The organism is Bacillus sp. FJAT-53060, assembly GCF_037104745.1.
Lineage (GTDB): Bacteria > Bacillota > Bacilli > Bacillales > Bacillaceae > Bacillus > Bacillus stratosphericus_B.
Genome location: NZ_JBAWSW010000001.1, coordinates 253,348 through 274,007, shown reverse-complemented (window position 1 = coordinate 274,007; position 20,660 = coordinate 253,348). Strand labels below are relative to the sequence as shown.

Genomic DNA, 20,660 nt, shown 5'->3' with positions numbered 1-20,660 from the left:
GTTCTATCTTAACAGGATTGATCGAACTACGACCAACATCGTAGAACGCACTGTCAAAGAATACATTTATTATTATAACAACATTCGTATTCAAACAAAACTAAACAACCAATCACCGATAAACTATCGGCAATTGGCTGTATAAAGGTGTTTTGATCCCTGTCTCAAAAACGGGGGTCAGTCCCCTTCCCTTGCGTTTTTTTTATTTGTCTATTTTTTAGGTTTATGTCCTGTAAATAGTCTATCTACTCTAGTAAGCGCATATGATGTGGTATTCAGATTCAGGGGGGATGATCAATTGACGATTACAAGGCAGGACGCATGGACACAAGATGAAGATTTACTGTTAGCAGAAGTCGTCTTAAGGCATATTCGAGATGGCGGGACCCAGCTTTCCGCATTTGAGGAGGTCGGGAAAGCACTGTCGAGAACAGCTGCAGCATGTGGATTCAGGTGGAATTCTTACGTCCGAAAACAGTATCAAGCAGGAATTGAGCTGGCGAAAAAGCAGCGGAAAGAATTGCGTAAAAAGATCGGTATCCATTCCTCAGGTTTACCACAGCAGGCGTTAACAATAGAGGAGAAGACATCTTCAGATCAAGCTGAATTGACCCTTCGAGAAGTGATTCAGTTTTTAGAGCAGCTTGAGAAAGAACCGTCTGGTCCAGCTTATTTATGCGAGGAGCTAAAGGATGCACACCATCAATTAAAGTTGCTCACAGAAGAAAATGAACACTTGAAGCGTCAATTGAAAATGACAGAAGAAGATTACCGGGCACTCATTGGTATTGTTGAAAGAGTCAAACAGAATATCAGCTTAAAAGACTATGCAAAATAAGAAAACGCCCCTCGCAGATGAAAGGAGGGGCGTTTTTTGTCATCAACCGTTAAGCTGACTCTCCTGTTTTCTTTTGGATATGCGCAGGCTCCCAAATGAGTGGATTTTCACCTTTATCGCGTTCCATATCATATTTCACCGCTTCAAAGCCCATTTTATCCCAAAAACCAGCAGATTTGACGCGTGGATTTGTACGAATTGGCAGTCCGAAAGATTTTGCGAATTCAACAAGTGCTTCTCCATATCCTTTACGCTGATACCCAGGGAGCACTTCTAGCTTCCACAGCTCTAAATAATCATGATTATGGTCAAAATACGTAGTCGTCGAGCCATCAACTTGATATAAGCTCATACGTGCCACAAGCTTATCTCCAAAGTAAATCCCGTAAAATGGAGAATTGCTGTCATTTTCAATCATATTACTTTCAAGGTCTTCAAGCATTGAAAGTTCTTGAATGCCATATTCCTTAAATTGTTTAAATTCCTCTAATGTTTTGTAATTAATTAGAAGACGCTTTACTTGTGTCATGTGATCTTCCCCCTTACACACAATAATGTCGACAGTGATGTCGTTGAAGGCGTTTTCACCCCATCCGCCTAAAAAAGTTTTTACACTTATTATTATAGTTTTTAAATTAAAAAAATTCAATCATGCTGCGCTTTCTGCTTTTTGCATCATGACATATAACTGGTAAAATAGTTGATATGATGAAGTAAACAGAAAAAGGGAAGTGCGGCAGTTGAAAATTGGAATCATTGGCGGGGGTGCGATTGGTCTGCTTTGTGCCAGTTATTTATCACAGCACCATGACATCACCCTATTTACAAGAAGAAAAGAACAGGCAGAAGAAATTCGAGCGTCAGGAATTGAACGAACGGTGAGAGGAGAAACGTTTCGAGCAATAGTCGATGCACAGACAGGGGTAACAGGAATATTTGATTTACTCATTGTGACGGTGAAATATCATCAACTGCAAGATGTATTGGGTGAACTATCGACATTACCTCGTCAGCGGATTTTATTTTTACAGAACGGGATGGCCCATCTATTAGACTTAAAGAATTGGGAAGTGGCCCATCAATTATATATAGGGGTGGTAGAGCATGGCGCGATGAAGATGTCAGATCATGCAGTTAACCATACAGGCATTGGTGTAATTAAATGGGGGGCATTTCATCATGAGGCAACAGCAGATATTAGTGATGAATTGAATGAAGTATCAACTCACTTTCAAATGGTCTACACAGCTAAATGGAAAAAGGTGCTGGAGGAAAAACTGCTTGTCAATGTCTGTATAAATCCACTGACGGCTTTATTGCATGTGAAAAATGGGGAGCTGATCTCAAATCCATCATATGAATACATGATGCGATGTGCATTTGATGAGGCGGTTTCTATTCTAGATAGTACTGAGAAAGATCGGCTCTGGGCCCATGTAATCTCTATATGTGATAAAACGGCTGCCAATCATTCATCGATGGTTCAAGATGTCGTGAAAGGACGCCAAACGGAAAGAAAAGCCATCGTTGGCTATCTTTTGGAAAAGGCTCAAGCTCAAGGGATTCATGCCCCGCATCTTACTTTCTTCAATAGAATCTTGGAAGTATTGGAAAAAAAGCAAACAAAATCTTTTGAGTGAGCTCATTTACATGCTATACTTTTTTCGGGAAACTAACTATTTATTGAAGAAAGGAAGTTCTAAACATGCAATTGACTGAACTTTCCATCCGAAGTCAGAATTTATTCATACGTGATTATATAGAAGAAAAAAAAGAGATGACGGCTTTTTTTGATTATAATATACATTCTGAGCATACATGGAAAAAGAGATACGACGATCTCATGGAAAGGAGCTTCCCTCGTGAGGCTTTAGCCGATTATATGAGTGCATATCATGCAAAGTTTGAATCGGCAGCTATGAGGTATAACATTGAAAAGATTCGTGATGAACGGAGTGTCATGGTGGTTGGAGGGCAGCAGGCAGGCCTATTAACAGGGCCGCTTTATACCATACATAAAATCATTTCGATAATTAAGTTTGCAAAAGAAAAAGAGTCAGAGCTTGGAGTTCCTGTGATTCCGGTCTTTTGGGTAGCTGGGGAAGATCATGACGTAGACGAAATAAATGCTGTGTATACGTCTGGCGAAAAAGGTCCAGTCAAACAAAAGCTGCCCTTACATAGCGTAAAAAAAACTGCTGCGAAAAGAACACCGCTGGATCAAGAGAAAACAGAGAAATGGCTTCGTGATGTATTTTCAACCTATGAGGAATCTGCTTACACAAATGACTTGCTTGATCAACTTCTTCGATGTTTACGCAAATCAGAAACGTTTACTGATTTCTTTGAATGGATTGTTTCCGAGCTTTTTGAAGAAGATGGGCTGCTGCTATTTAATTCAGGAGACTTAGGGGTCAAACCACTTGAGCGTATGTTATTCAAGCACATTGTACAGACAAATGATGCGATCACAACTCGCTTACATGAAACGCAGGCTGCCATGAAGAAAGCGGGGTATCATCCAATTATTGAAGCTGGTGACCACCAGGCAAACCTGTTTTACGAATATGATGAGGAGCGTTTCCTGATTGAAAAAGAGCAGCAACAGTTTTCTGTATCAGAAGTGGGTCTTACTTGGACAAAGGAAGAGCTTTTGCAGGAAGTCGAGGAGCACCCAGAGCGGTTTAGCAACAATGTGGTGACGCGCCCATTGATGCAGGAAACTCTCCTCCCAACACTAGCTTTTATGGCAGGTCACGGTGAAGTGAACTATTGGGGAGAGCTAAAAGGAATCGTTGAGCACTTTGAGTTAAAGATGGCACCTGTTCTTCCAAGACTTCATGTGACCATTCTTGAAAGGCACATTGACAAGAAACTGCCGATGAGAGAGCTGTCGGTAGAAGAAGTGCTGACAAATGGAGTGAAAGAAAAGAAGGACGCGCACTTTCAGCAAAGTCTTCCAGACAGCTTCGTTCAATCGGTTTATCATGCGAAACGTGAATTAGCGATTGTTCATGAGGCGATGAGACAAGAAGCGTTAGAGATTGAACCGAGCTTTGAGCAGATGCTGGATAAAAATGCCCAATTTATTGAAGACCAACTTCAATTTGTCTATCATAAGGTCGCTCAGCGTGTTGAAGAGAAGGAAGGATATATCCTTCGCGACTTTGAACGGATTGAAAATAGTTTAAAACCTCTTGACGCACCACAAGAAAGAATTTGGAATATCATGTATTTTTTAAACAAATATGGTCCAGAATTCTTCAAAACATTCAAAAATCTGCCATTTTCATTTCGAAACAAGCAACAAATTGTCAAACTTTGAAATAAAGTTTTAATGAACCCTGAATAGTTCAGGGTTTTTTTTTATGTAGAAACAGTGTAAAATAAGTTTTGTGGAGAGAAGTGGTGGATAGTGGAGAGTAAGGGTGAGAAAGTGGGGCTCTGAATCATGTTCATGGGTGAATACCAACATACGATTGATATAAAAGGGCGCATGATCATCCCTGCTAAATTTAGAGATGGTCTCGGAGAACAGTTTGTGCTGACGAGAGGGCTTGATCAATGTTTATTTGGCTACCCTATGAGTGAGTGGAAACTAATCGAAGAGAAGCTCAAAGCACTTCCGCTAACGAAAAAAGATGCACGTGCGTTTACCCGGTTTTTCTTCTCTGGCGCAGTCGAATGCGAGCTGGACAAGCAGGGACGCATAAATATCGCATCAAACCTACTCCAATATGCAAAACTCGAAAAAGAATGTGTGGTCATCGGCGTTTCAAATCGAATTGAGTTGTGGAGTAAGTCGATCTGGGAACAATATACAGAAGAGCAAGAAGATTCATTTGCTGAAATTGCTGAAAACATGATTGGATTTGATATATAATAATCCCTTGTGCAGCAAGCTTTCTACACATTCATTTTTATTTGAAAAAGGTGGGACCATAACATCATGTTTCAACATGAGACAGTATTATTAAAAGAAACAGTTGACGGTTTAAATGTCAAAGAAGACGGTACTTATGTGGACTGCACGCTAGGTGGCGCAGGTCATAGCTCATACTTACTATCTCAATTATCAGAAAAAGGTACATTTATTGGATTTGACCAAGACGACGCTGCACTGGATCATGCACGAAAGAAGCTCGCGGATGCAAAAGCGAACATTCTTTTCATAAAAAGCAACTTCCTATATTTAAAAGAACGCCTGAATGAACAAGGCATAACAAGCGTAGACGGTGTGATTTTTGATCTTGGGGTTTCATCTCCTCAGCTCGACACCCCAGAGAGAGGTTTTAGTTATCATCATGATGCACCTCTTGACATGCGAATGGATCAATCAGCTGCATTGTCAGCTAAACAAGTGGTGAATGAATGGCCATTTGAAGATCTAATTCGGATTTTCTACAAATATGGGGAAGAAAAATTCAGCAAGCAAATCGCACGCAAAATTGAAGAAGCTAGAAAAAAAGCGCTAATTGAAACAACTGGTCAACTTGTAGACATTATCAAAGAAGGAATTCCTGCACCTGCAAGACGAACTGGCGGACATCCAGCGAAAAGGGTGTTTCAAGCGATCCGAATTGCCGTAAATGACGAATTGAAAGTATTTGAAGAAGCACTAGAACAAGCAGTAGAGTTACTCAATCCGAAGGGGAGAATTTCTGTCATTACATTCCATTCACTTGAAGATCGGATATGTAAAAGTACATTTAAAGAGATGTCTTCTCTTCCAGAACTTCCGCACGGACTACCAGTGATTCCAGAAGGACTTGAACCAAAACTGAAGCTGATCACAAGAAAACCGATCGTCGCATCAGAACAAGAGCTGGAACATAACAACCGTGCCCGTTCAGCGAAGCTCCGAATTGCAGAAAAAAAGTAAACGACACCATAGATGATAATAAAAAGGAGGTTTCTTATGAGTAATTTGGCTTACCAAAGAGAAGTAAAGCAATATCAAACAGAGCAGCAAGGCCAATCGGTTGTCATTAGAAGAAGAGGTCCTATTACTCTTGGTGAAAAAATCTTATTTGTCATGTTTGTCATGGCTCTTATGTGCAGCTCCATTCTCATCATTTCTAAAGCCTTTGCTGTCTATCACACAAATATCGAAGTGCAGAAATTAGAACAGCAAGTGTCATTAGAATCGAAAAAGATTACAGAGCTACAAAAGGAAAAAGACCTGCTGAGTGAACCAGAGAGAATTATTGAAGCCGCTAAAAAAGCAGGCTTAAGCATATCGAAAGATGTTAAGAAGGTCGATTAACATGGCGATGCCCAAAAAGAATAAAATGATGAACAGAGGCGCGGCAATTGCGAGTATTTGCTTCGCCCTGTTTTTCTTTATCATCCTTGCACGTTTTATTTATATTCAGATTACTGGAACGGTTGATGGACAAGTGTTAGCCGCAAAGGCAAATGAACAATATCAATCGAAGAAAACACTTGAAGCCAAAAGAGGATCAATATTAGACCGAAATGGAAAAGTAATTGCAGAGGATACATCTGTTTATAAGCTCATTGCGATCATGAGCAAGAAAATGACGGTGGATCCAAAGCATCCGATGCATGTCGTCGACAAAGAAAAGACAGCAAAAGAGCTGTCAAAAGTAATTGATATGAGCGAAAGTGAAATTTTAAAGCGTCTGAATACAAAGGATGCGTTCCAAGTCGAGTTTGGCAGAGCCGGGAAGGATATTAGTTTTTCAGCAAAGGAAAAAATTGAGAAGCTAAAGCTTCCTGGGATCGCCTTTGAAAAAGATACAAAGCGGTATTATCCAAACGGCATGTTTGCTTCTAACTTAATCGGTTATGCTAGATTAGATGAAGCAACCAAGGACATGTCAGGTGCGATGGGTCTTGAAAAGGCGCTGAATAAATATTTAAAAGAAAAAGACGGCTATGTTACGTATAATAGTGACAGAAGCGGTTGGGCTCTTCCAAATAGCAAAGAAGACATTGTCGCCCCGAAGGATGGGAAAAACGTCACGTTAACGATCGATCAAAAAATTCAGGCGTTTCTTGAAGAAAGTATGACGCAGGTCGCTAAAAAATATAAGCCGAAGAAAATCATTGCAACAGTCGTTGATCCGAAAACTGGAAAAGTTCTCGCTATGGGACAGCGGCCAAGTTTTAATTTAAATGAACTCGACATTACGAATTATAACAATGATGTCATTTCATATGCGTTTGAGCCTGGTTCAACGATGAAAATCTTTACACTCGCTGCAGCGATCCAAGAAGGGGTATACCAAGGAAGTGACAATTATCAATCTGGTACTTATAGAGTAGGCGGCGACCTTGTAAGAGACCACAACAACGGAAATGGCTGGGGGGAAATTGATTTTCATGAAGGTGTTCTTCGTTCGTCAAACGTGGCCTTTGCGAAGCTGGCAAAGGAAAAGTTAGGCTTCACGCGATACGAACAATACTTGCAAAAATTCCATTTTCATGACAAAACGGGAATAGACTTGCCGAACGAAGCGTCTAGTAAAATCAATTACAGATATGAATATGACAAAGCATCGACTGCTTATGGTCAAGCGTCCGCCATTACACCAATTCAACAAATTAAAGCAGCTACAGCTATTGCAAACGGCGGAACGATGATGAAGCCATATGTAATCGACCATATTACAGACCCGAACACAAATAAAACGATCTTGCAGCACGAACCAACAGTGGCTGGAAAACCGATTTCTTCTGATACAGCCATGCAAGTTCGTGACATTTTAGGTGAGGTTGTTTCATCGAAAATTGGTACAGGTCAGCCGTATCAAATCAAAGGCTTTGACGTCGCTGGAAAAACAGGAACAGGACAAATTGGCGGGGCCGGCGGTTACCTCCAAGGCAGAAACGATTACGTTTTTTCGTTTATGGGTATGGCGCCAAAGGATGATCCGAAGCTACTTGTTTATGTGGCCGTACAACAGCCTCAGTTATCTGAAACACAAACAGGCTCTGCCCCAGTTTCGGAAATCTTTAACCCTGTTATGAAAAATAGTCTGCTCTATTTAAATATCGCACCAACGAAAACAGGCGATAAAACATCAGGCGAACAAAAGGTAAAACAAGAAACAATGCCTTCATTCCTAGATTTAGAAGTGAAGCAGGCAGAAACCGAAGCCAAAAATAAAAACTTAACTCCTGTTGTCATTGGCGATGGTCTATCCATTAAACGCCAGTGGCCGAGTGCAGGCTCTGAATTCTCTGAAAGCCAGAAAGTCTTTTTGAAAACAGCAGGAAAAACCATTAAGATGCCTGATATGACGGGCTGGTCCAGAAGGGAAGTACTTCAATATGCGTCCATTTCCGGTGTGCATATAGAAACAAATGGTCAAGGATATGCTGTCAAACAAAGTGTGAAAAGTGGAGCAAAGATTTCAGATAAAGTCGTCACTGTGACTTTTAAAAGCCCAAATTAAATGCAAAACCTAGCAAATCGTTGCTAGGTTTTTTCTTTTGTTGTGTAGGGAGACACTTAGACCGTTCTATAAAAGGACGGGCCTGCATATCATGGAAACAAGCCATATGTAAGGAGTGAACCGGGCGTGCGAGTGTCAAGTGTAACAGTGAGAAAACGATTGCTTTTCGTGCTGCTGTTTGGGGTGATCATTTTTTTTATTATAGATACTAGATTAGGTTATGTACAGTTTATTATGGGCGAAAAGCTGACAAGCTTAGCAAAAGATTCATGGAGCCGTAACCTCCCATTTGAACCCGAACGAGGGGATATTTTGGACCGGAATGGGGTAGAGCTTGCAACGAACAAAAGTGCTCCATCCATTTTGGCTGTGCCTCGCCAAATTAAAGACCCAGCAGAAACAAGCAAGAAACTAGCGGCCGTGCTTAATATGTCTGAGGAGAAAGCGTACAAGCACGTTACCAAGAAAACATCAATAGAGCGAATTTCTCCAGAGGGTAGAAAAGTATCTCATGAAAAAGCCAAAGAAGTGAGAAAGCTTGATTTAGATGGGATTTATGTAGCAGAAGACAGTATCAGACATTATCCATTTGGAAGCTTCTTATCACATGTATTAGGTTTTGCTGGAATTGATAATCAAGGCTTACTTGGACTGGAAGCTTACTATGATGATGACCTAAAAGGTGAAAAAGGATCTGTGAAATTCTATTCTGATGCAAAAGGACAAAAAATGCCAGATGAAGCAGATGATTATACACCGCCTAAAGATGGTCTTGATATGAAATTAACGGTCGATTCTAAAGTACAAACCATCATTGAACGAGAATTAGACAATGCACAGGCAAAATATAATCCAGATGGCATGATCGCCATTGCAATGAACCCGAAAAATGGTGAAGTGCTAGGAATGTCAAGCAGACCTGATTTTGATCCAGCTGACTATCAATCAGTTGATCCGAAAGTGTTTAACCGGAATTTACCGGTTTGGAGCACATATGAGCCGGGATCGACGTTTAAAATCATTACACTCGCAGCAGCATTAGAAGAAAATAAAGTAAATTTAAAACGCGACCATTTTTTTGACAGCGGATCTGTGACAGTGGATGGAGCAAGACTCAGATGCTGGAAAAAAGGCGGGCATGGATCACAGTCATTTTTAGAAGTGGTTCAAAACTCCTGTAACCCAGGATTTGTAGAGTTAGGTGAGCGTCTTGGAAAAGATAAATTATTTTCCTATATTAAAAATTTTGGCTTTGGACAAAAAACTGGAATCGACCTTCAAGGAGAAGGGAGAGGTATTTTGTTCCCTCTTGATCGTGTAGGTCCTGTAGAGCAGGCAACAACTGCCTTTGGTCAAGGTGTATCCGTAACACCGATTCAGCAAGTAGCCGCAGTGGCTGCAGCGGTAAATGGTGGAACGCTTTACACACCTTATATTGCAAAAGAATGGATGGATCCGACCACAAAAGAGGTAGTGAAAAAGCAATCACCTATTGCTAAGAAGAAAGTGATTTCAAATGAGACCTCAAAAGAAATCAGATATGCACTTGAAAGTGTAGTAGCTCAAGGTACTGGGCGAAATGCATTTGTTGAAGGGTATCGGGTTGGTGGGAAAACCGGAACAGCACAGAAGGTAAAAGACGGTAAGTATATGGAAAATAACCACATTGTGTCATTTATCGGATTTGCCCCTGCTGATGATCCGAGCATCGTTGTATATGTAGCCGTTGATAACCCAAAGGGCACGATCCAATTTGGTGGTACAGTAACAGCACCAATCGTCGGCCATATTATGCGCGATAGCCTGCCTGAGATGGGTGTAAAAAAAAGAACAGGACAAATTGAAAAGAAGTACCAGTGGCTGGACACAAAAACCATTGAGATACCGAATCTTGTAGGGGGATCTGTTTCTGACCTTGAATCACTCCTCATTAACTTAAAGATCGATGCGTCAGGAACTGGCAGTAAAGTTGTGAAGCAATCGCCTGCTGCCGGTACAAAAGTAAAAGAAGGCTCCACGATCAGACTATACTTAAACGACGAATAATAAAGAATGAACAGAGGGTAGCCGCACTCATTCGGCTACCTCTTTCTGTTGAAAGGGATGGACAGTTTTAAAAAATGAGCATAAAGTGTGTTTTTTCCAAGAGAAACTTAAGGAATTCGCTGGATGTATCCTTTTTTTTACGATAAAATATAGACTGTGTGTTTTTTTCACAAGACATGCACGTGAACGAATTTGAGAGGTTTGATATGAAATGAAATTACAGGAACTCCTTACATACTTTAAAAATGAAAACAACGAATCAATAAACGAAAATCCCGATATCACTTCCATTGAAATGGATTCAAGAGAGGTAAAAAAAGGGAGCCTTTTTGTCTGTATAAAAGGCTATACAGTAGATGGACATGATTACGCTGAAAAAGCGGTGAAAAGCGGAGCTGCTGCTATTGTAGCAGAACACCCTCTTAATATAACAGATGTACCAGTCATTATTGTGAAACACTCTCAAAGAGCACTTGCAAGAATAGCTGATGCGTTTTACAGGCAGCCATCGCATAAACTAAATCTAATAGGTATCACTGGAACAAACGGGAAAACCTCAACAACACACATGATAGAGCAAATGATGAGAAAAGCCGATAAGAAAACAGGCTTAATTGGTACGATGTATATGAAGGTGAACGATGAAATCCTTGAAGTCAAAAATACAACACCAGAGAGTGTCACCCTTCAAAAAACCTTTAAACAGATGCTTGATCGAGATGTAGACACAGCTATTATGGAAGTATCATCACATGCATTGCATCTTGGCCGGGTTCATGGATGTGATTATGATATTGCCGTTTTCACAAATCTTACGCAAGATCATCTAGACTACCACAATACAATGGAAGAATACAAACACGCGAAAAGCTTGCTATTCTCCCAGCTAGGAAGTGCCTTTCAGCATGATAAGCCAAAGCATGCCATTTTAAATGCCGATGATGAAGCTTCAAGTTATTTTGAGAAAGTCACAGGTGCTGAAATCATGACTTATGGCTTAGAGCAAGAAGCAGATGTGATGGCAAAGAATATTCAAATTAAGCCAAAGGGAACACAATTTGATTTGATCACACCAATTGGCACAAAAAATGTGACAGTTGCCCTCATTGGGAAGTTCAATGTGTATAATATCCTGGCTTGTGTATCAGTAGGCATTGTATCCGGCTTATCATTTAATATGATCGTCAGTGCAATTGAAGAACTGGAGGGAATCAAAGGAAGATTTGAACTTGTGAACTGTGATCAAGACTTCCCTGTCATCATTGACTATGCGCACACACCTGACAGCTTAGAAAATGTACTCACAACGTGTAGAGAATTAACAGAAGGTAGAATTTTCTGCGTGATAGGATGCGGTGGGGACCGTGATAAAACAAAGCGCCCACAAATGGCCCAAATCGCTGTGAAATATGCAGATGAGCCCGTATTTACATCAGACAACCCAAGAAGTGAAGATCCAACAGCTATTCTAAAAGACATGGAAAATGGAGTGCCAGAAGCATATTATCATAGCATTGTGAATCGTAAACAAGCGATCTTTTTTGCGATTGCCAATGCCAACAAAGGCGATACAGTCTTAATAGCGGGAAAAGGCCACGAGACGTACCAAATTATTGGCGATCAAGTCTACGACTTTGATGATGCAAAGGTTGCAGTGGACGCTATTTTAGATCTAAACAAATCTTAAAATGATGAAAAGAGTGTAATGTAATGGAGCATTTTGTACAAAAACAACATATGAAAGACACGAATGAATATCATAAAAATGAATGCTATTTTCTGATGGAAAACGGCTTTGGAAATTCGGAAGGAGTAAAGAACGATGCTTGAACAGGTAATATTGTTTACAATTATAATGGGATTTTTAATCAGTGTTCTTTTATCCCCGATTTTTATTCCGTTTTTAAGAAGGCTTAAATTTGGCCAGAGTATTAGAGAAGAAGGCCCACAGTCTCACCAAAAGAAATCAGGTACCCCAACAATGGGTGGAATTATGATTATCTTTTCTATCACGATTACAACGATTGTGATGATCAACAAATTCTCTGAAATTAGTCCAGAAATGTTTTTACTTCTATTTGTCACACTTGGCTATGGTTTATTAGGATTTTTAGATGATTATATTAAAGTAGCGATGAAGCGGAATCTTGGATTAACGTCAAAACAGAAATTGGTCGGTCAAATTGTGATTGCCGTGGTATTTTATGCAGTCTTCCATTATTATCAGTTTGCAACTACGATACGCATTCTAGGCACGGATGTGAGCTTTGATTTAGGATGGGCTTACTTTATCCTCGTTATTTTCATGCTTGTCGGTGGTTCTAATGCGGTGAACTTAACGGATGGACTTGATGGTCTATTATCTGGAACAGCTGCTATTGCTTTCGGAGCTTTTGCAATACTGGCTTGGAATCAATCTCAATATGATGTGGCAATCTTTTCTGTCGCTGTCGCTGGAGCCGTCCTTGGTTTCCTTGTCTTTAATGCGCACCCTGCAAAAGTATTTATGGGTGATACAGGATCCCTGGCTTTAGGCGGTGCCATTGTAGCGATTTCGATCTTAACGAAACTTGAAATTTTACTCGTCATTATTGGAGGAGTATTTGTTGTTGAAACGTTATCCGTTATTCTTCAAGTCATCTCCTTTAAAACAACTGGAAAAAGAATCTTTAAGATGAGCCCGCTTCACCATCACTATGAGTTAGTTGGCTGGTCTGAGTGGAGAGTGGTTGTCACCTTCTGGACAGCTGGTTTATTGCTTGCTGTTTTAGGAATTTACATCGAGGTGTGGTTATAATTGAATAAGATGCAAATGTTAAAAAACGAACATGTACTAGTACTAGGTCTTGCAAAAAGCGGATATGCGGCAGCCTCAATTCTTCACGAATACGGAGTAAATGTAACGGTAAATGATCAAAAATCGTTTGAAGAAAATGAGCCTGCTCAGCTACTTTCTGAAAAGGGGATTGATGTCATTTGTGGCTCTCATCCTCTTCGTATGTTCGATGATAAAGAAATTACGGTTTTAATTAAAAACCCTGGAATTCCTTATGAGAATGTGATGGTCCAAGAGGCGATTCGCCGCCAAATTCCAGTTTGGACTGAAATAGAATTAGCTTATTATTTGACCTCATCTCCTTTTATTGGAATAACCGGATCGAATGGAAAAACCACTACCACCACATTGATTTATGAAATGCTCAAAAAAGATAGTCAAAAAACGCTAGTAGCAGGTAATATTGGAACGGTTGCAAGTGAAGTCGCTGCAAATGCAGAAGGTGATGAATGGATCGTTACTGAGCTCTCTTCCTTTCAATTAATGGGAACAGTTGAATTCAGACCCAAAATCAGCTTAATATTAAATATTTTTGACGCACATTTAGACTATCACCACACTCGTGAAGAATACGAAAAAGCAAAGCAGAAAGTGTACGCACATCAACATGAAAGTGACATAGCTGTAATAAATTTAGATGATCCATCTGTCGTCAAATTAGCAGAAGGATCAAAAGCGAAAAAAATGTTTTTTTCGGTAAAAGAGCCAGTAAAATATGGAGCTTTTATAAAAGATGGTGCTATCTACTATATGAATGAACATGTCATCGACTTGAAGGATGTTGTCCTTCCTGGTGAGCATAACCTAGAAAATATTCTGGCAGCCATTTGTGTTGTGAAAAATGCAGGCTGTTCAAATGAAGCGATTGTCCACGTTCTCACAACATTTAGTGGAGTAAAGCATCGTTTGCAGTTTGTGGATACGATTCAAAGTAGAAAATTTTATAACGATAGTAAAGCGACAAATATACTTGCTACAAGTAAAGCATTATCAGCCTTCGAACAGCCGACCATTTTACTAGTGGGCGGACTAGATCGAGGCAATGAATTTGATGAATTAAAACCTTTTATGAATAATGTGAAAGGAATTATCACATTTGGTGAGACTGCACCTAAGTTTGTGAAGCTTGGTGAAGAGCTGGGAATACATCACGTAAAACATGTCGATAATGTTGAACAAGCAGTACCTGCGGCGTTTAGCATATCTGAAGAAGAAGACGTGATTTTATTGTCTCCAGCTTGTGCAAGCTGGGATCAACATAAAACATTTGAAGAACGTGGAGACATGTTTGTAAACGCCGTGCATATGCTTAAATAAGGGCTTGTCTCTCATATGACTGACAGCCCAAATGAAATTATGCTTGGGGTGTCGGTCTCTTGACGAATAAGAAAACTTCTCCGGATTTTTTGCTTGTTGTCATTACGTTACTTTTATTGACGATTGGTTTAATTATGGTGTACAGTGCAAGTGCTGTGTGGGCATCGTATAAATTTGATGATTCGTTTTATTTTGCAAAAAGACAGCTTTTGTTTGCTGGAATCGGAGTTATCGCGATGTTTTTCATTATGCGAGTCGATTATTGGACGTGGCGGACTTGGTCAAAGATATTGATTGCTTTTTGTTTTCTTCTCCTATTGCTCGTACTCATTCCTGGGATCGGTATGGAGAGAAATGGATCAAGAAGCTGGATCGGTGTCGGTGCGTTTAGTATTCAGCCCTCTGAATTTATGAAGCTTGCGATGATTGCGTTTCTTGCAAAATTCTTATCTGAAAAGCAAAAGAATATCACGTCTTTCCGTAAAGGCTTTGCGCCAGCGTTAGGCATTGTATTTTCTGCATTTGCCATCATTATGCTGCAACCAGATTTGGGTACAGGAACGGTAATGGTTGGAACCTGTATTATTATGATATTTGTTTCAGGTGCGAGAATTGCTCACTTTATCTTTCTCGGTCTTTTAGGGCTTAGCGGATTTACTGCACTTGTTTTATCAGCACCCTATCGAATAAAACGAATCACTTCTTATTTAAATCCTTGGGAGGATCCACTAGGCAGCGGGTTTCAAATTATCCAATCCTTATACGCTGTTGGTCCAGGCGGTTTGTTTGGAATGGGTCTTGGTCAAAGTAGACAAAAATTCTTCTATTTGCCTGAGCCTCAAACGGACTTTATCTTTGCGATATTGTCTGAAGAACTCGGCTTTATAGGCGGATCGCTCATTTTGTTACTCTTTAGTGTTCTGTTATGGAGAGGCATACGAATAGCACTTGGAGCACCAGACTTATACGGAAGTTTCTTAGCAGTAGGCATCATTTCAATGGTTGCTATTCAAGTAATGATTAATATCGCAGTTGTCACTGGTCTTATCCCTGTGACAGGTATCACGCTCCCATTCTTAAGTTATGGAGGCTCATCACTGACATTAATGCTGATGGCCATTGGCGTGCTTTTGAATGTAAGCAGGTACGCTAGATACTAATGTGCTGCTAGTTCATCAAACCATATAGACTTTTATTTTGCAAAAGTATAAAAAAATGATTTGAAGAGTGAAAATGGCAGTTTCTGTTTCGAAAACATGATGTTTGACTCTTCTTTACAGGTTTTGACGGAGCCCTGTTGTTTAAAACAGGGTTTATACTTTGTTCAGAGCAAAAAAAAATTGAGGGGAAATGGTATAATGCGTATAGTTATTAGTGGAGGCGGAACAGGCGGACATATTTATCCGGCGCTAGCTTTTATTAAAGAAGTGAAAAGACTGCATCCTGATGTGGAATTTTTATATATTGGTACTGAGAATGGGCTTGAAAAGAAAATTGTAGAAAGAGAAAATATACCTTTTAAGTCAATTGAAATTTCAGGTTTTAAAAGAAAGCTTTCCTTTGATAATGTAAAAACGGTGATGAGATTCCTAAAGGGAGTTCAAAAAAGCAAAGCTTATTTAAAAGAGTTTAAGCCAGATGCTGTCATTGGAACAGGAGGCTATGTATGTGGTCCTGTCGTTTATGCGGCTTCTAAGCTGAAAATACCGACCATTATTCACGAACAAAATAGCCTGCCTGGTATCACCAATAAGTTTCTGGCGAGATATGTTAATAAGGTAGCCATCTGCTTTGAAGAAGCAAAGGAACATTTTCCTTCTGAAAAGGTTGTTTTTACGGGAAACCCAAGAGCCTCTGAAGTCGTCTCTATTAAAGAGGGGAAATCCCTTAAAGAGTTCGGGCTGGATGAGAAGAAAAAAACGGTTCTCATTTTTGGCGGGAGCAGAGGTGCAGCTCCAATCAATCAAGCAGTGATTGACATGCAAGATGAATTAAAGGCAAAGAACTACCAGCTTTTATATATTACAGGTGAGGTTCATTATGAAAAAGTGCTGAACGAATTAAAAGAAAAAAGTGCAGCACCGAATATGATCACAAAGCCTTTCTTGCATCAAATGCCGGAGTATTTAAAATCAATTGATGTCATTGTTGCAAGAGCAGGAGCGACAACGATTGCTGAAGTCACAGCTCTTGGAATACCGACTATTTTCATTCCAAGTCCATACGTGACGGCAAATCATCAGGAAATCAATGCGAGATCACTTGAAAAGCATGATGCTGCTATCGTATTAAGAGAATCAGAGCTTTCAGGAAATCGATTGTTGCATGCAATTGATGAAGTTGCTGGTAATGAAGAGAAACTAAACCAAATGAGCCGTTTAACGAAAGAACTCGGAGTTCCAGATGCGGCCACACGTTTATATAATGTGTTAAAAGAAATTGTGACTAGATGAGTGAATGATAATAGGTAAAGCGGAGGGTAATATGGAGAACTTGAAGAATGAATTATTAGAAGCGCAGGTTGGTAAAGTGCTTGAAAATGAGCCGCTTGCAAATCATACGACTATGAAAATTGGTGGGCCAGCAGATCTATTGGTTATCCCAAAAGATGTTAACGCAGTCAAAACGATTATGGATCATGTAAAAAAACAGCATGCGAATTGGACGGTCATTGGGAGAGGGTCTAATTTACTTGTACTTGATAAAGGAATTCGTGGTGTGGTTTTGAAGTTAGGTGCAGGACTGGATCATTTAACTGTTCATGAAGAAGAAATTACAGTTGGCGGCGGATATTCTATTGTACGACTTGCAACTTCTCTTAGTAAGCAGGGTCTTTCAGGATTGGAATTTGCAGCCGGTATCCCGGGATCGATTGGTGGTGCTGTTTATATGAATGCAGGGGCACATGGGTCAGATATCAGTAACATTCTTGTGAAAGCTAGAATCTTATTTGAAGATGGAAGTATTGAATGGTTAACGAATGAGCAAATGAACTTTAGCTATCGAACTTCTGTACTTCAAAAAGAACGACCAGGCATTGTCCTTGAAGCAGTGTTCAAGCTCAAACAGAATGATCGCAAGAAAATTACAAAAAAAATGCAGCAAAATAAAGACTATCGCAAGGAAACACAGCCCTATAATCGACCTTGTGCAGGCAGTATTTTTCGGAATCCATTACCTGAATATGCAGGACAGCTTGTAGAAAAGGCGAATTTAAAAGGATATCAGATTGGTGGAGCAAGAATTTCTGATATGCATGGAAACTTTATTGTCAACGCTGGTGGCGCAACGGCTCAAGATGTGTTGGACTTAATTCAGTACATTCAAAACAAAATTAAAGAAGACTACAATGTGGATATGCATACAGAAGTAGAGATTATTGGTGAAGCAAATTAAAAGCTAGTTTTTATGAATGATGGCATCGCAGGCAAACAAACGGCATTCTTTCATGCCGTTTGTTTTCTAATCAAAATGAGATAAGCATTGACCCAAAGGTGTGGACAAGCAGCTTTGAATGAGGTGAAGAGTATATATGCGGCCTGATCATGAAAATGAAAAGATCGTCAATATAGAAGAGCGAATTCCTAAAATTAAAGAACAAAGAAAGCAGAAAGCGAATCGGAGACTGATTTCTTTTATTCTGTTGTTTTTTATCATGGTTTTAATCATTATTTATTTGCAAACACCTATTAGTAAAGTTTCTTCTTTAACCATTACGGGTAACGAGCATTTATCAACAAAACAGCTTGCTAATCTTTCACAAATTAAAGAAGGCGAGACAGAGTTTTGGAATTTAAATAAAGATGTAACAGCAGATCATATTAAGCAAAATCAACTAATTAAAAGTGTCACTATTAAAAAACATTTTCCTAATAAGGTCAGTATTGATGTAAAGGAATATTCAAACATTGCGTATCTTCAAAAGGGAAATCTATATTATGAGCTTCTTGAAAATGGGACAACTTTACCAGATGAAGTAACGCCAAGTCAGGCAGGACCTATTTTTGTCGATTGGGACAATAAAGAGAAATTGAAGCAAACAGTTAGATCTTTGAATAAACTGCCAGTCTCTATTCAGGAACTCATCTCAGAAGCGTATTATGTGCCAACAAGTTCAAATCAGTGGCTTGTGAAATTTTATATGAATGATGGAAACACTGTAATCGCATCAATTAAAACATTCGCCGATAAAATGAAAACCTATCCAGCCATTGTTAAAGAACTTTCCTCATCTGAGAAAGGCATTATTCATATGGAAGTAGCGACGTATTTTGAAGCTTTCAAGTCTAGAAAAAAGGAAGATGAACATTGAGAGGCAAAACAGTGATATTCTCAATTGTGATGCTTGTTCTTGGGTTTCTGATTTCTTTTTCATATCAATATACCAAGCAACATCAGGCAGATGTCAATCGAACAGAACAATGGAAAAAAGAATATTCATTGAAAAGTCAGCAGACAAAGCAAGAAAAGGAAAATCAGAAACTCGAAAAAGAACTATATAACCTTCAAACAAAGGTTCAAGCGATAGAGTCCAGTTTAAAGAATGAAAAAGAGCAGTATTTTAATGTTTTGGAAGATGTTGAAAAATATAGAATGTTTACTGGGGAAATAGGTGTAAAAGGGAAAGGAATAAAAGTATCTCTTGAAGATGCATCTTATATCCCGAGTGGAAAAAATGTAAATAATTACATTGTTCATGAGAGCCACATTTTTCATGTGATAAACGAATTGTTTATATCAGGGGCATCTGCTGTATCGATTAATGGACAAAGAATTACACACCAATCATCCATACATTGTAACGGCCCAGTTGTCACAGTTGATGGAGTTCAGCATCCAGCGCCTTTTGTCATATCTGCTATCGGTGATCCTGCTGTATTAATACCTGCTTTAAATATTGCAGGTGGGGTGGTTGATCAACTGACAAGTGATCACATTTCAATGACAATTGAAAAAAAGGATATTCGCATGAATCCTCTTTTAAGAAACAAAGATTAAAAGTGAAAAGGTGAGTGGTGTTGAGGAAAAAAAAGCCTTTACTTAGTTTGACTGCTTTGATGGTGATATTTGGCGTGATGGTCTCCATCCAATTTAACTCATTAAAAAAGCCTGAAATTCGTGATACTCGCGATGTTTGGGAATTAAGAGAGGATTTATCCGCTTCCAAAAATAAAGAATTGGATTTGTTGAAAGAGATTGATAAATATGACGAGATGCTGAAAAAGTATGGTAAGCAAGAAGATCAATCAAAAGAAGCACAACTAACAAAAACGTTAAAGGATTTAAAAGAAAAGGCTGGTTTTACAGAGGTAGTGGGGGAAGGAATTGAAGTTGAAATCACTCAGCTCTTTTCCAAGGATCTGACCGGAGAAGAAGTCAAAAATATTCCTCCTGACCTTTTCAAAAAATTAATAAACGAAGCCAATATGTTTGGGGCGAAACATATCTCTATTAATGGCCACAGAGTGATTAATACAAGTGTCATTCGAGATATTAATGGTACAACGAAAATGGATGGCTACAGCTTAGATGGAGATGTCGTCACTATTAAGATGATTAGCCAGCAGGCCGACAAATTGTATAGCCGTTTAAATGTAACAGATATTGGCGATTTGTTCGCTCAAGAAAATTTCAGCTTGAGTATTAGTCAGCCGAAGAAAAAAATTCACTTAAAAGCATATGACGGTGCAATTCAATTAAACGAATTGAAGCCTCTTGATGATGTAAAGGAGGGAAAATCTTAATGTGGCTTCCTGTACTTGGTTTAATTATAGGAGTTGCGATCGGTTTCTTAACTAATTTTACGATACCGAATGAGTATTCTAACTATCTTTCCCTTGCTGTGCTTGCTGCGCTTGATACTTTGGTTGGTGGAATTCGAGCACATCTGCAAGGGGCATACGATGAACTCGTGTTTGTATCAGGCTTCTTCTTTAATATTATACTAGCAATAAGTTTAGCTTTTCTGGGCGTCCATCTTGGTGTAGACTTGTATTTAGTCGGAATGTTTGCGTTCGGCGTTAGGTTGTTTCAAAATATAGCAGTTATTCGAAGAATTCTACTAACTAAATGGACAATTTCTAGAGAAAAAAAGAAAAAAAGTGAGTCATAAAAAAGGATATACATATGATGTAACGAATATTTTCAGTAATCCTAATAAAAAATGTTGATTTTTTAAGTTCTGTTACACACTTGTAAA

The 20,660-nt window shown here is 39.2% G+C and carries 20 protein-coding genes; 19 read left to right on the top strand and 1 reads right to left on the bottom strand.

Features of this window, described 5'->3' with window-relative positions; all coding sequences use genetic code 11:
* Positions 1-145: IS3 family transposase (locus tag WAX46_RS01465; protein WP_336493244.1), on the top strand; the 145-nt coding region annotated here is incomplete at its 5' end.
* Between the two features lie 153 nt (positions 146-298).
* The gene (gerR, locus tag WAX46_RS01460; protein WP_226566953.1) at positions 299-838 is read left to right on the top strand and encodes a sporulation-specific transcriptional regulator GerR; all 540 of its coding nucleotides are present in this window, start codon (positions 299-301) and stop codon (positions 836-838) included.
* 49 nt (positions 839-887) lie between these two features.
* Here gerR and WAX46_RS01455 read toward each other — a convergent pair whose 3' ends face one another.
* Entirely contained in the window at positions 888-1,367 is a 480-nt protein-coding gene (locus WAX46_RS01455) for an N-acetyltransferase (protein ID WP_226566952.1), read from the bottom strand.
* A 211-nt stretch (positions 1,368-1,578) separates the two neighbouring features.
* On the opposite strand from WAX46_RS01455, the gene WAX46_RS01450 reads away from it, so the two are divergent.
* The 17 genes from WAX46_RS01450 (at position 1,579) to WAX46_RS01370 (ending at position 20,573) form a co-directional block, all read left to right on the top strand.
* Positions 1,579-2,478 (top strand): 2-dehydropantoate 2-reductase, encoded by a 900-nt coding sequence (locus tag WAX46_RS01450; RefSeq protein WP_226566951.1) that lies wholly within the window; start codon positions 1,579-1,581, stop codon positions 2,476-2,478.
* A gap of 65 nt (positions 2,479-2,543) precedes the next feature.
* Positions 2,544-4,163 (top strand): bacillithiol biosynthesis cysteine-adding enzyme BshC, encoded by a 1,620-nt coding sequence (bshC, locus tag WAX46_RS01445; protein WP_226566950.1) that lies wholly within the window; start codon positions 2,544-2,546, stop codon positions 4,161-4,163.
* Between the two features lie 126 nt (positions 4,164-4,289).
* Positions 4,290-4,721 (top strand): division/cell wall cluster transcriptional repressor MraZ, encoded by a 432-nt coding sequence (gene mraZ / locus WAX46_RS01440; protein WP_226566949.1) that lies wholly within the window; start codon positions 4,290-4,292, stop codon positions 4,719-4,721.
* A gap of 66 nt (positions 4,722-4,787) precedes the next feature.
* A complete protein-coding gene (gene rsmH, locus WAX46_RS01435) occupies positions 4,788-5,720 on the top strand; it encodes a 16S rRNA (cytosine(1402)-N(4))-methyltransferase RsmH (protein WP_226566948.1) in 933 nt (310 codons plus the stop codon).
* A gap of 36 nt (positions 5,721-5,756) precedes the next feature.
* Positions 5,757-6,104, top strand: coding sequence for a cell division protein FtsL (gene ftsL, locus WAX46_RS01430; RefSeq protein WP_226566947.1), 348 nt, complete (start codon positions 5,757-5,759; stop codon positions 6,102-6,104).
* Positions 6,105-6,111: 7 nt separating this feature from the next.
* Positions 6,112-8,262: a penicillin-binding protein gene (locus WAX46_RS01425; RefSeq protein ID WP_226566970.1), complete on the top strand. Its 2,151-nt coding sequence runs from the start codon at positions 6,112-6,114 to the stop codon at positions 8,260-8,262.
* Positions 8,263-8,388: 126 nt separating this feature from the next.
* The gene (locus WAX46_RS01420; RefSeq protein ID WP_226566946.1) at positions 8,389-10,308 is read left to right on the top strand and encodes a stage V sporulation protein D; all 1,920 of its coding nucleotides are present in this window, start codon (positions 8,389-8,391) and stop codon (positions 10,306-10,308) included.
* A 211-nt stretch (positions 10,309-10,519) separates the two neighbouring features.
* Positions 10,520-11,995 carry a UDP-N-acetylmuramoyl-L-alanyl-D-glutamate--2,6-diaminopimelate ligase gene (locus tag WAX46_RS01415; RefSeq protein WP_226566945.1) on the top strand — a complete coding sequence of 492 codons (1,476 nt, stop codon included), beginning with the start codon at positions 10,520-10,522 and terminating at the stop codon, positions 11,993-11,995.
* 135 nt (positions 11,996-12,130) lie between these two features.
* A complete protein-coding gene (mraY, locus tag WAX46_RS01410) occupies positions 12,131-13,105 on the top strand; it encodes a phospho-N-acetylmuramoyl-pentapeptide-transferase (protein WP_336493240.1) in 975 nt (324 codons plus the stop codon).
* Positions 13,106-13,114: 9 nt separating this feature from the next.
* Complete coding sequence (murD, locus tag WAX46_RS01405) at positions 13,115-14,461, top strand: UDP-N-acetylmuramoyl-L-alanine--D-glutamate ligase (protein WP_442895650.1); 1,347 nt, start codon at positions 13,115-13,117, stop codon at positions 14,459-14,461.
* Between the two features lie 59 nt (positions 14,462-14,520).
* A complete protein-coding gene (gene spoVE, locus WAX46_RS01400) occupies positions 14,521-15,621 on the top strand; it encodes a stage V sporulation protein E (RefSeq protein WP_226566942.1) in 1,101 nt (366 codons plus the stop codon).
* Positions 15,622-15,819: 198 nt separating this feature from the next.
* Positions 15,820-16,914: an undecaprenyldiphospho-muramoylpentapeptide beta-N-acetylglucosaminyltransferase gene (murG, locus tag WAX46_RS01395; RefSeq protein ID WP_226566941.1), complete on the top strand. Its 1,095-nt coding sequence runs from the start codon at positions 15,820-15,822 to the stop codon at positions 16,912-16,914.
* Between the two features lie 31 nt (positions 16,915-16,945).
* Complete coding sequence (gene murB / locus WAX46_RS01390; protein WP_226566940.1) at positions 16,946-17,857, top strand: UDP-N-acetylmuramate dehydrogenase; 912 nt, start codon at positions 16,946-16,948, stop codon at positions 17,855-17,857.
* 136 nt (positions 17,858-17,993) lie between these two features.
* Positions 17,994-18,773 (top strand): cell division protein FtsQ/DivIB, encoded by a 780-nt coding sequence (locus WAX46_RS01385; RefSeq protein WP_226566939.1) that lies wholly within the window; start codon positions 17,994-17,996, stop codon positions 18,771-18,773.
* Positions 18,770-19,459 (top strand): DUF881 domain-containing protein, encoded by a 690-nt coding sequence (locus WAX46_RS01380; RefSeq protein WP_336493238.1) that lies wholly within the window; start codon positions 18,770-18,772, stop codon positions 19,457-19,459. The genes WAX46_RS01385 and WAX46_RS01380 overlap by 4 nt, the downstream gene beginning before the upstream one ends.
* A gap of 20 nt (positions 19,460-19,479) precedes the next feature.
* On the top strand, positions 19,480-20,205 hold the full coding sequence (locus tag WAX46_RS01375; RefSeq protein WP_226566937.1) for a DUF881 domain-containing protein: 726 nt from the start codon (positions 19,480-19,482) through the stop codon (positions 20,203-20,205).
* The gene (locus tag WAX46_RS01370) at positions 20,205-20,573 is read left to right on the top strand and encodes a small basic family protein (RefSeq protein WP_226566936.1); all 369 of its coding nucleotides are present in this window, start codon (positions 20,205-20,207) and stop codon (positions 20,571-20,573) included. The genes WAX46_RS01375 and WAX46_RS01370 overlap by 1 nt, the downstream gene beginning before the upstream one ends.
* Positions 20,574-20,660 lie beyond the last annotated feature (87 nt).

Excerpts from the sequence above, each read along its gene's own strand:
- WAX46_RS01455 (WP_226566952.1), bottom strand. The coding sequence starts at position 1,367 with ATGACACAAGTAAAGCGTCTTCTAATTAATTACAAAACATTAGAGGAA.
- bshC (WP_226566950.1), top strand. The coding sequence starts at position 2,544 with ATGCAATTGACTGAACTTTCCATCCGAAGTCAGAATTTATTCATACGT.
- mraZ (WP_226566949.1), top strand. The coding sequence starts at position 4,290 with ATGTTCATGGGTGAATACCAACATACGATTGATATAAAAGGGCGCATG.
- rsmH (WP_226566948.1), top strand. The coding sequence starts at position 4,788 with ATGTTTCAACATGAGACAGTATTATTAAAAGAAACAGTTGACGGTTTA.
- ftsL (WP_226566947.1), top strand. The coding sequence starts at position 5,757 with ATGAGTAATTTGGCTTACCAAAGAGAAGTAAAGCAATATCAAACAGAG.
- WAX46_RS01425 (WP_226566970.1), top strand. The coding sequence starts at position 6,112 with ATGCCCAAAAAGAATAAAATGATGAACAGAGGCGCGGCAATTGCGAGT.
- WAX46_RS01415 (WP_226566945.1), top strand. The coding sequence starts at position 10,520 with ATGAAATTACAGGAACTCCTTACATACTTTAAAAATGAAAACAACGAA.
- mraY (WP_336493240.1), top strand. The coding sequence starts at position 12,131 with ATGCTTGAACAGGTAATATTGTTTACAATTATAATGGGATTTTTAATC.
- murD (WP_442895650.1), top strand. The coding sequence starts at position 13,115 with ATGCAAATGTTAAAAAACGAACATGTACTAGTACTAGGTCTTGCAAAA.
- murG (WP_226566941.1), top strand. The coding sequence starts at position 15,820 with ATGCGTATAGTTATTAGTGGAGGCGGAACAGGCGGACATATTTATCCG.
- murB (WP_226566940.1), top strand. The coding sequence starts at position 16,946 with ATGGAGAACTTGAAGAATGAATTATTAGAAGCGCAGGTTGGTAAAGTG.
- WAX46_RS01385 (WP_226566939.1), top strand. The coding sequence starts at position 17,994 with ATGCGGCCTGATCATGAAAATGAAAAGATCGTCAATATAGAAGAGCGA.
- WAX46_RS01370 (WP_226566936.1), top strand. The coding sequence starts at position 20,205 with ATGTGGCTTCCTGTACTTGGTTTAATTATAGGAGTTGCGATCGGTTTC.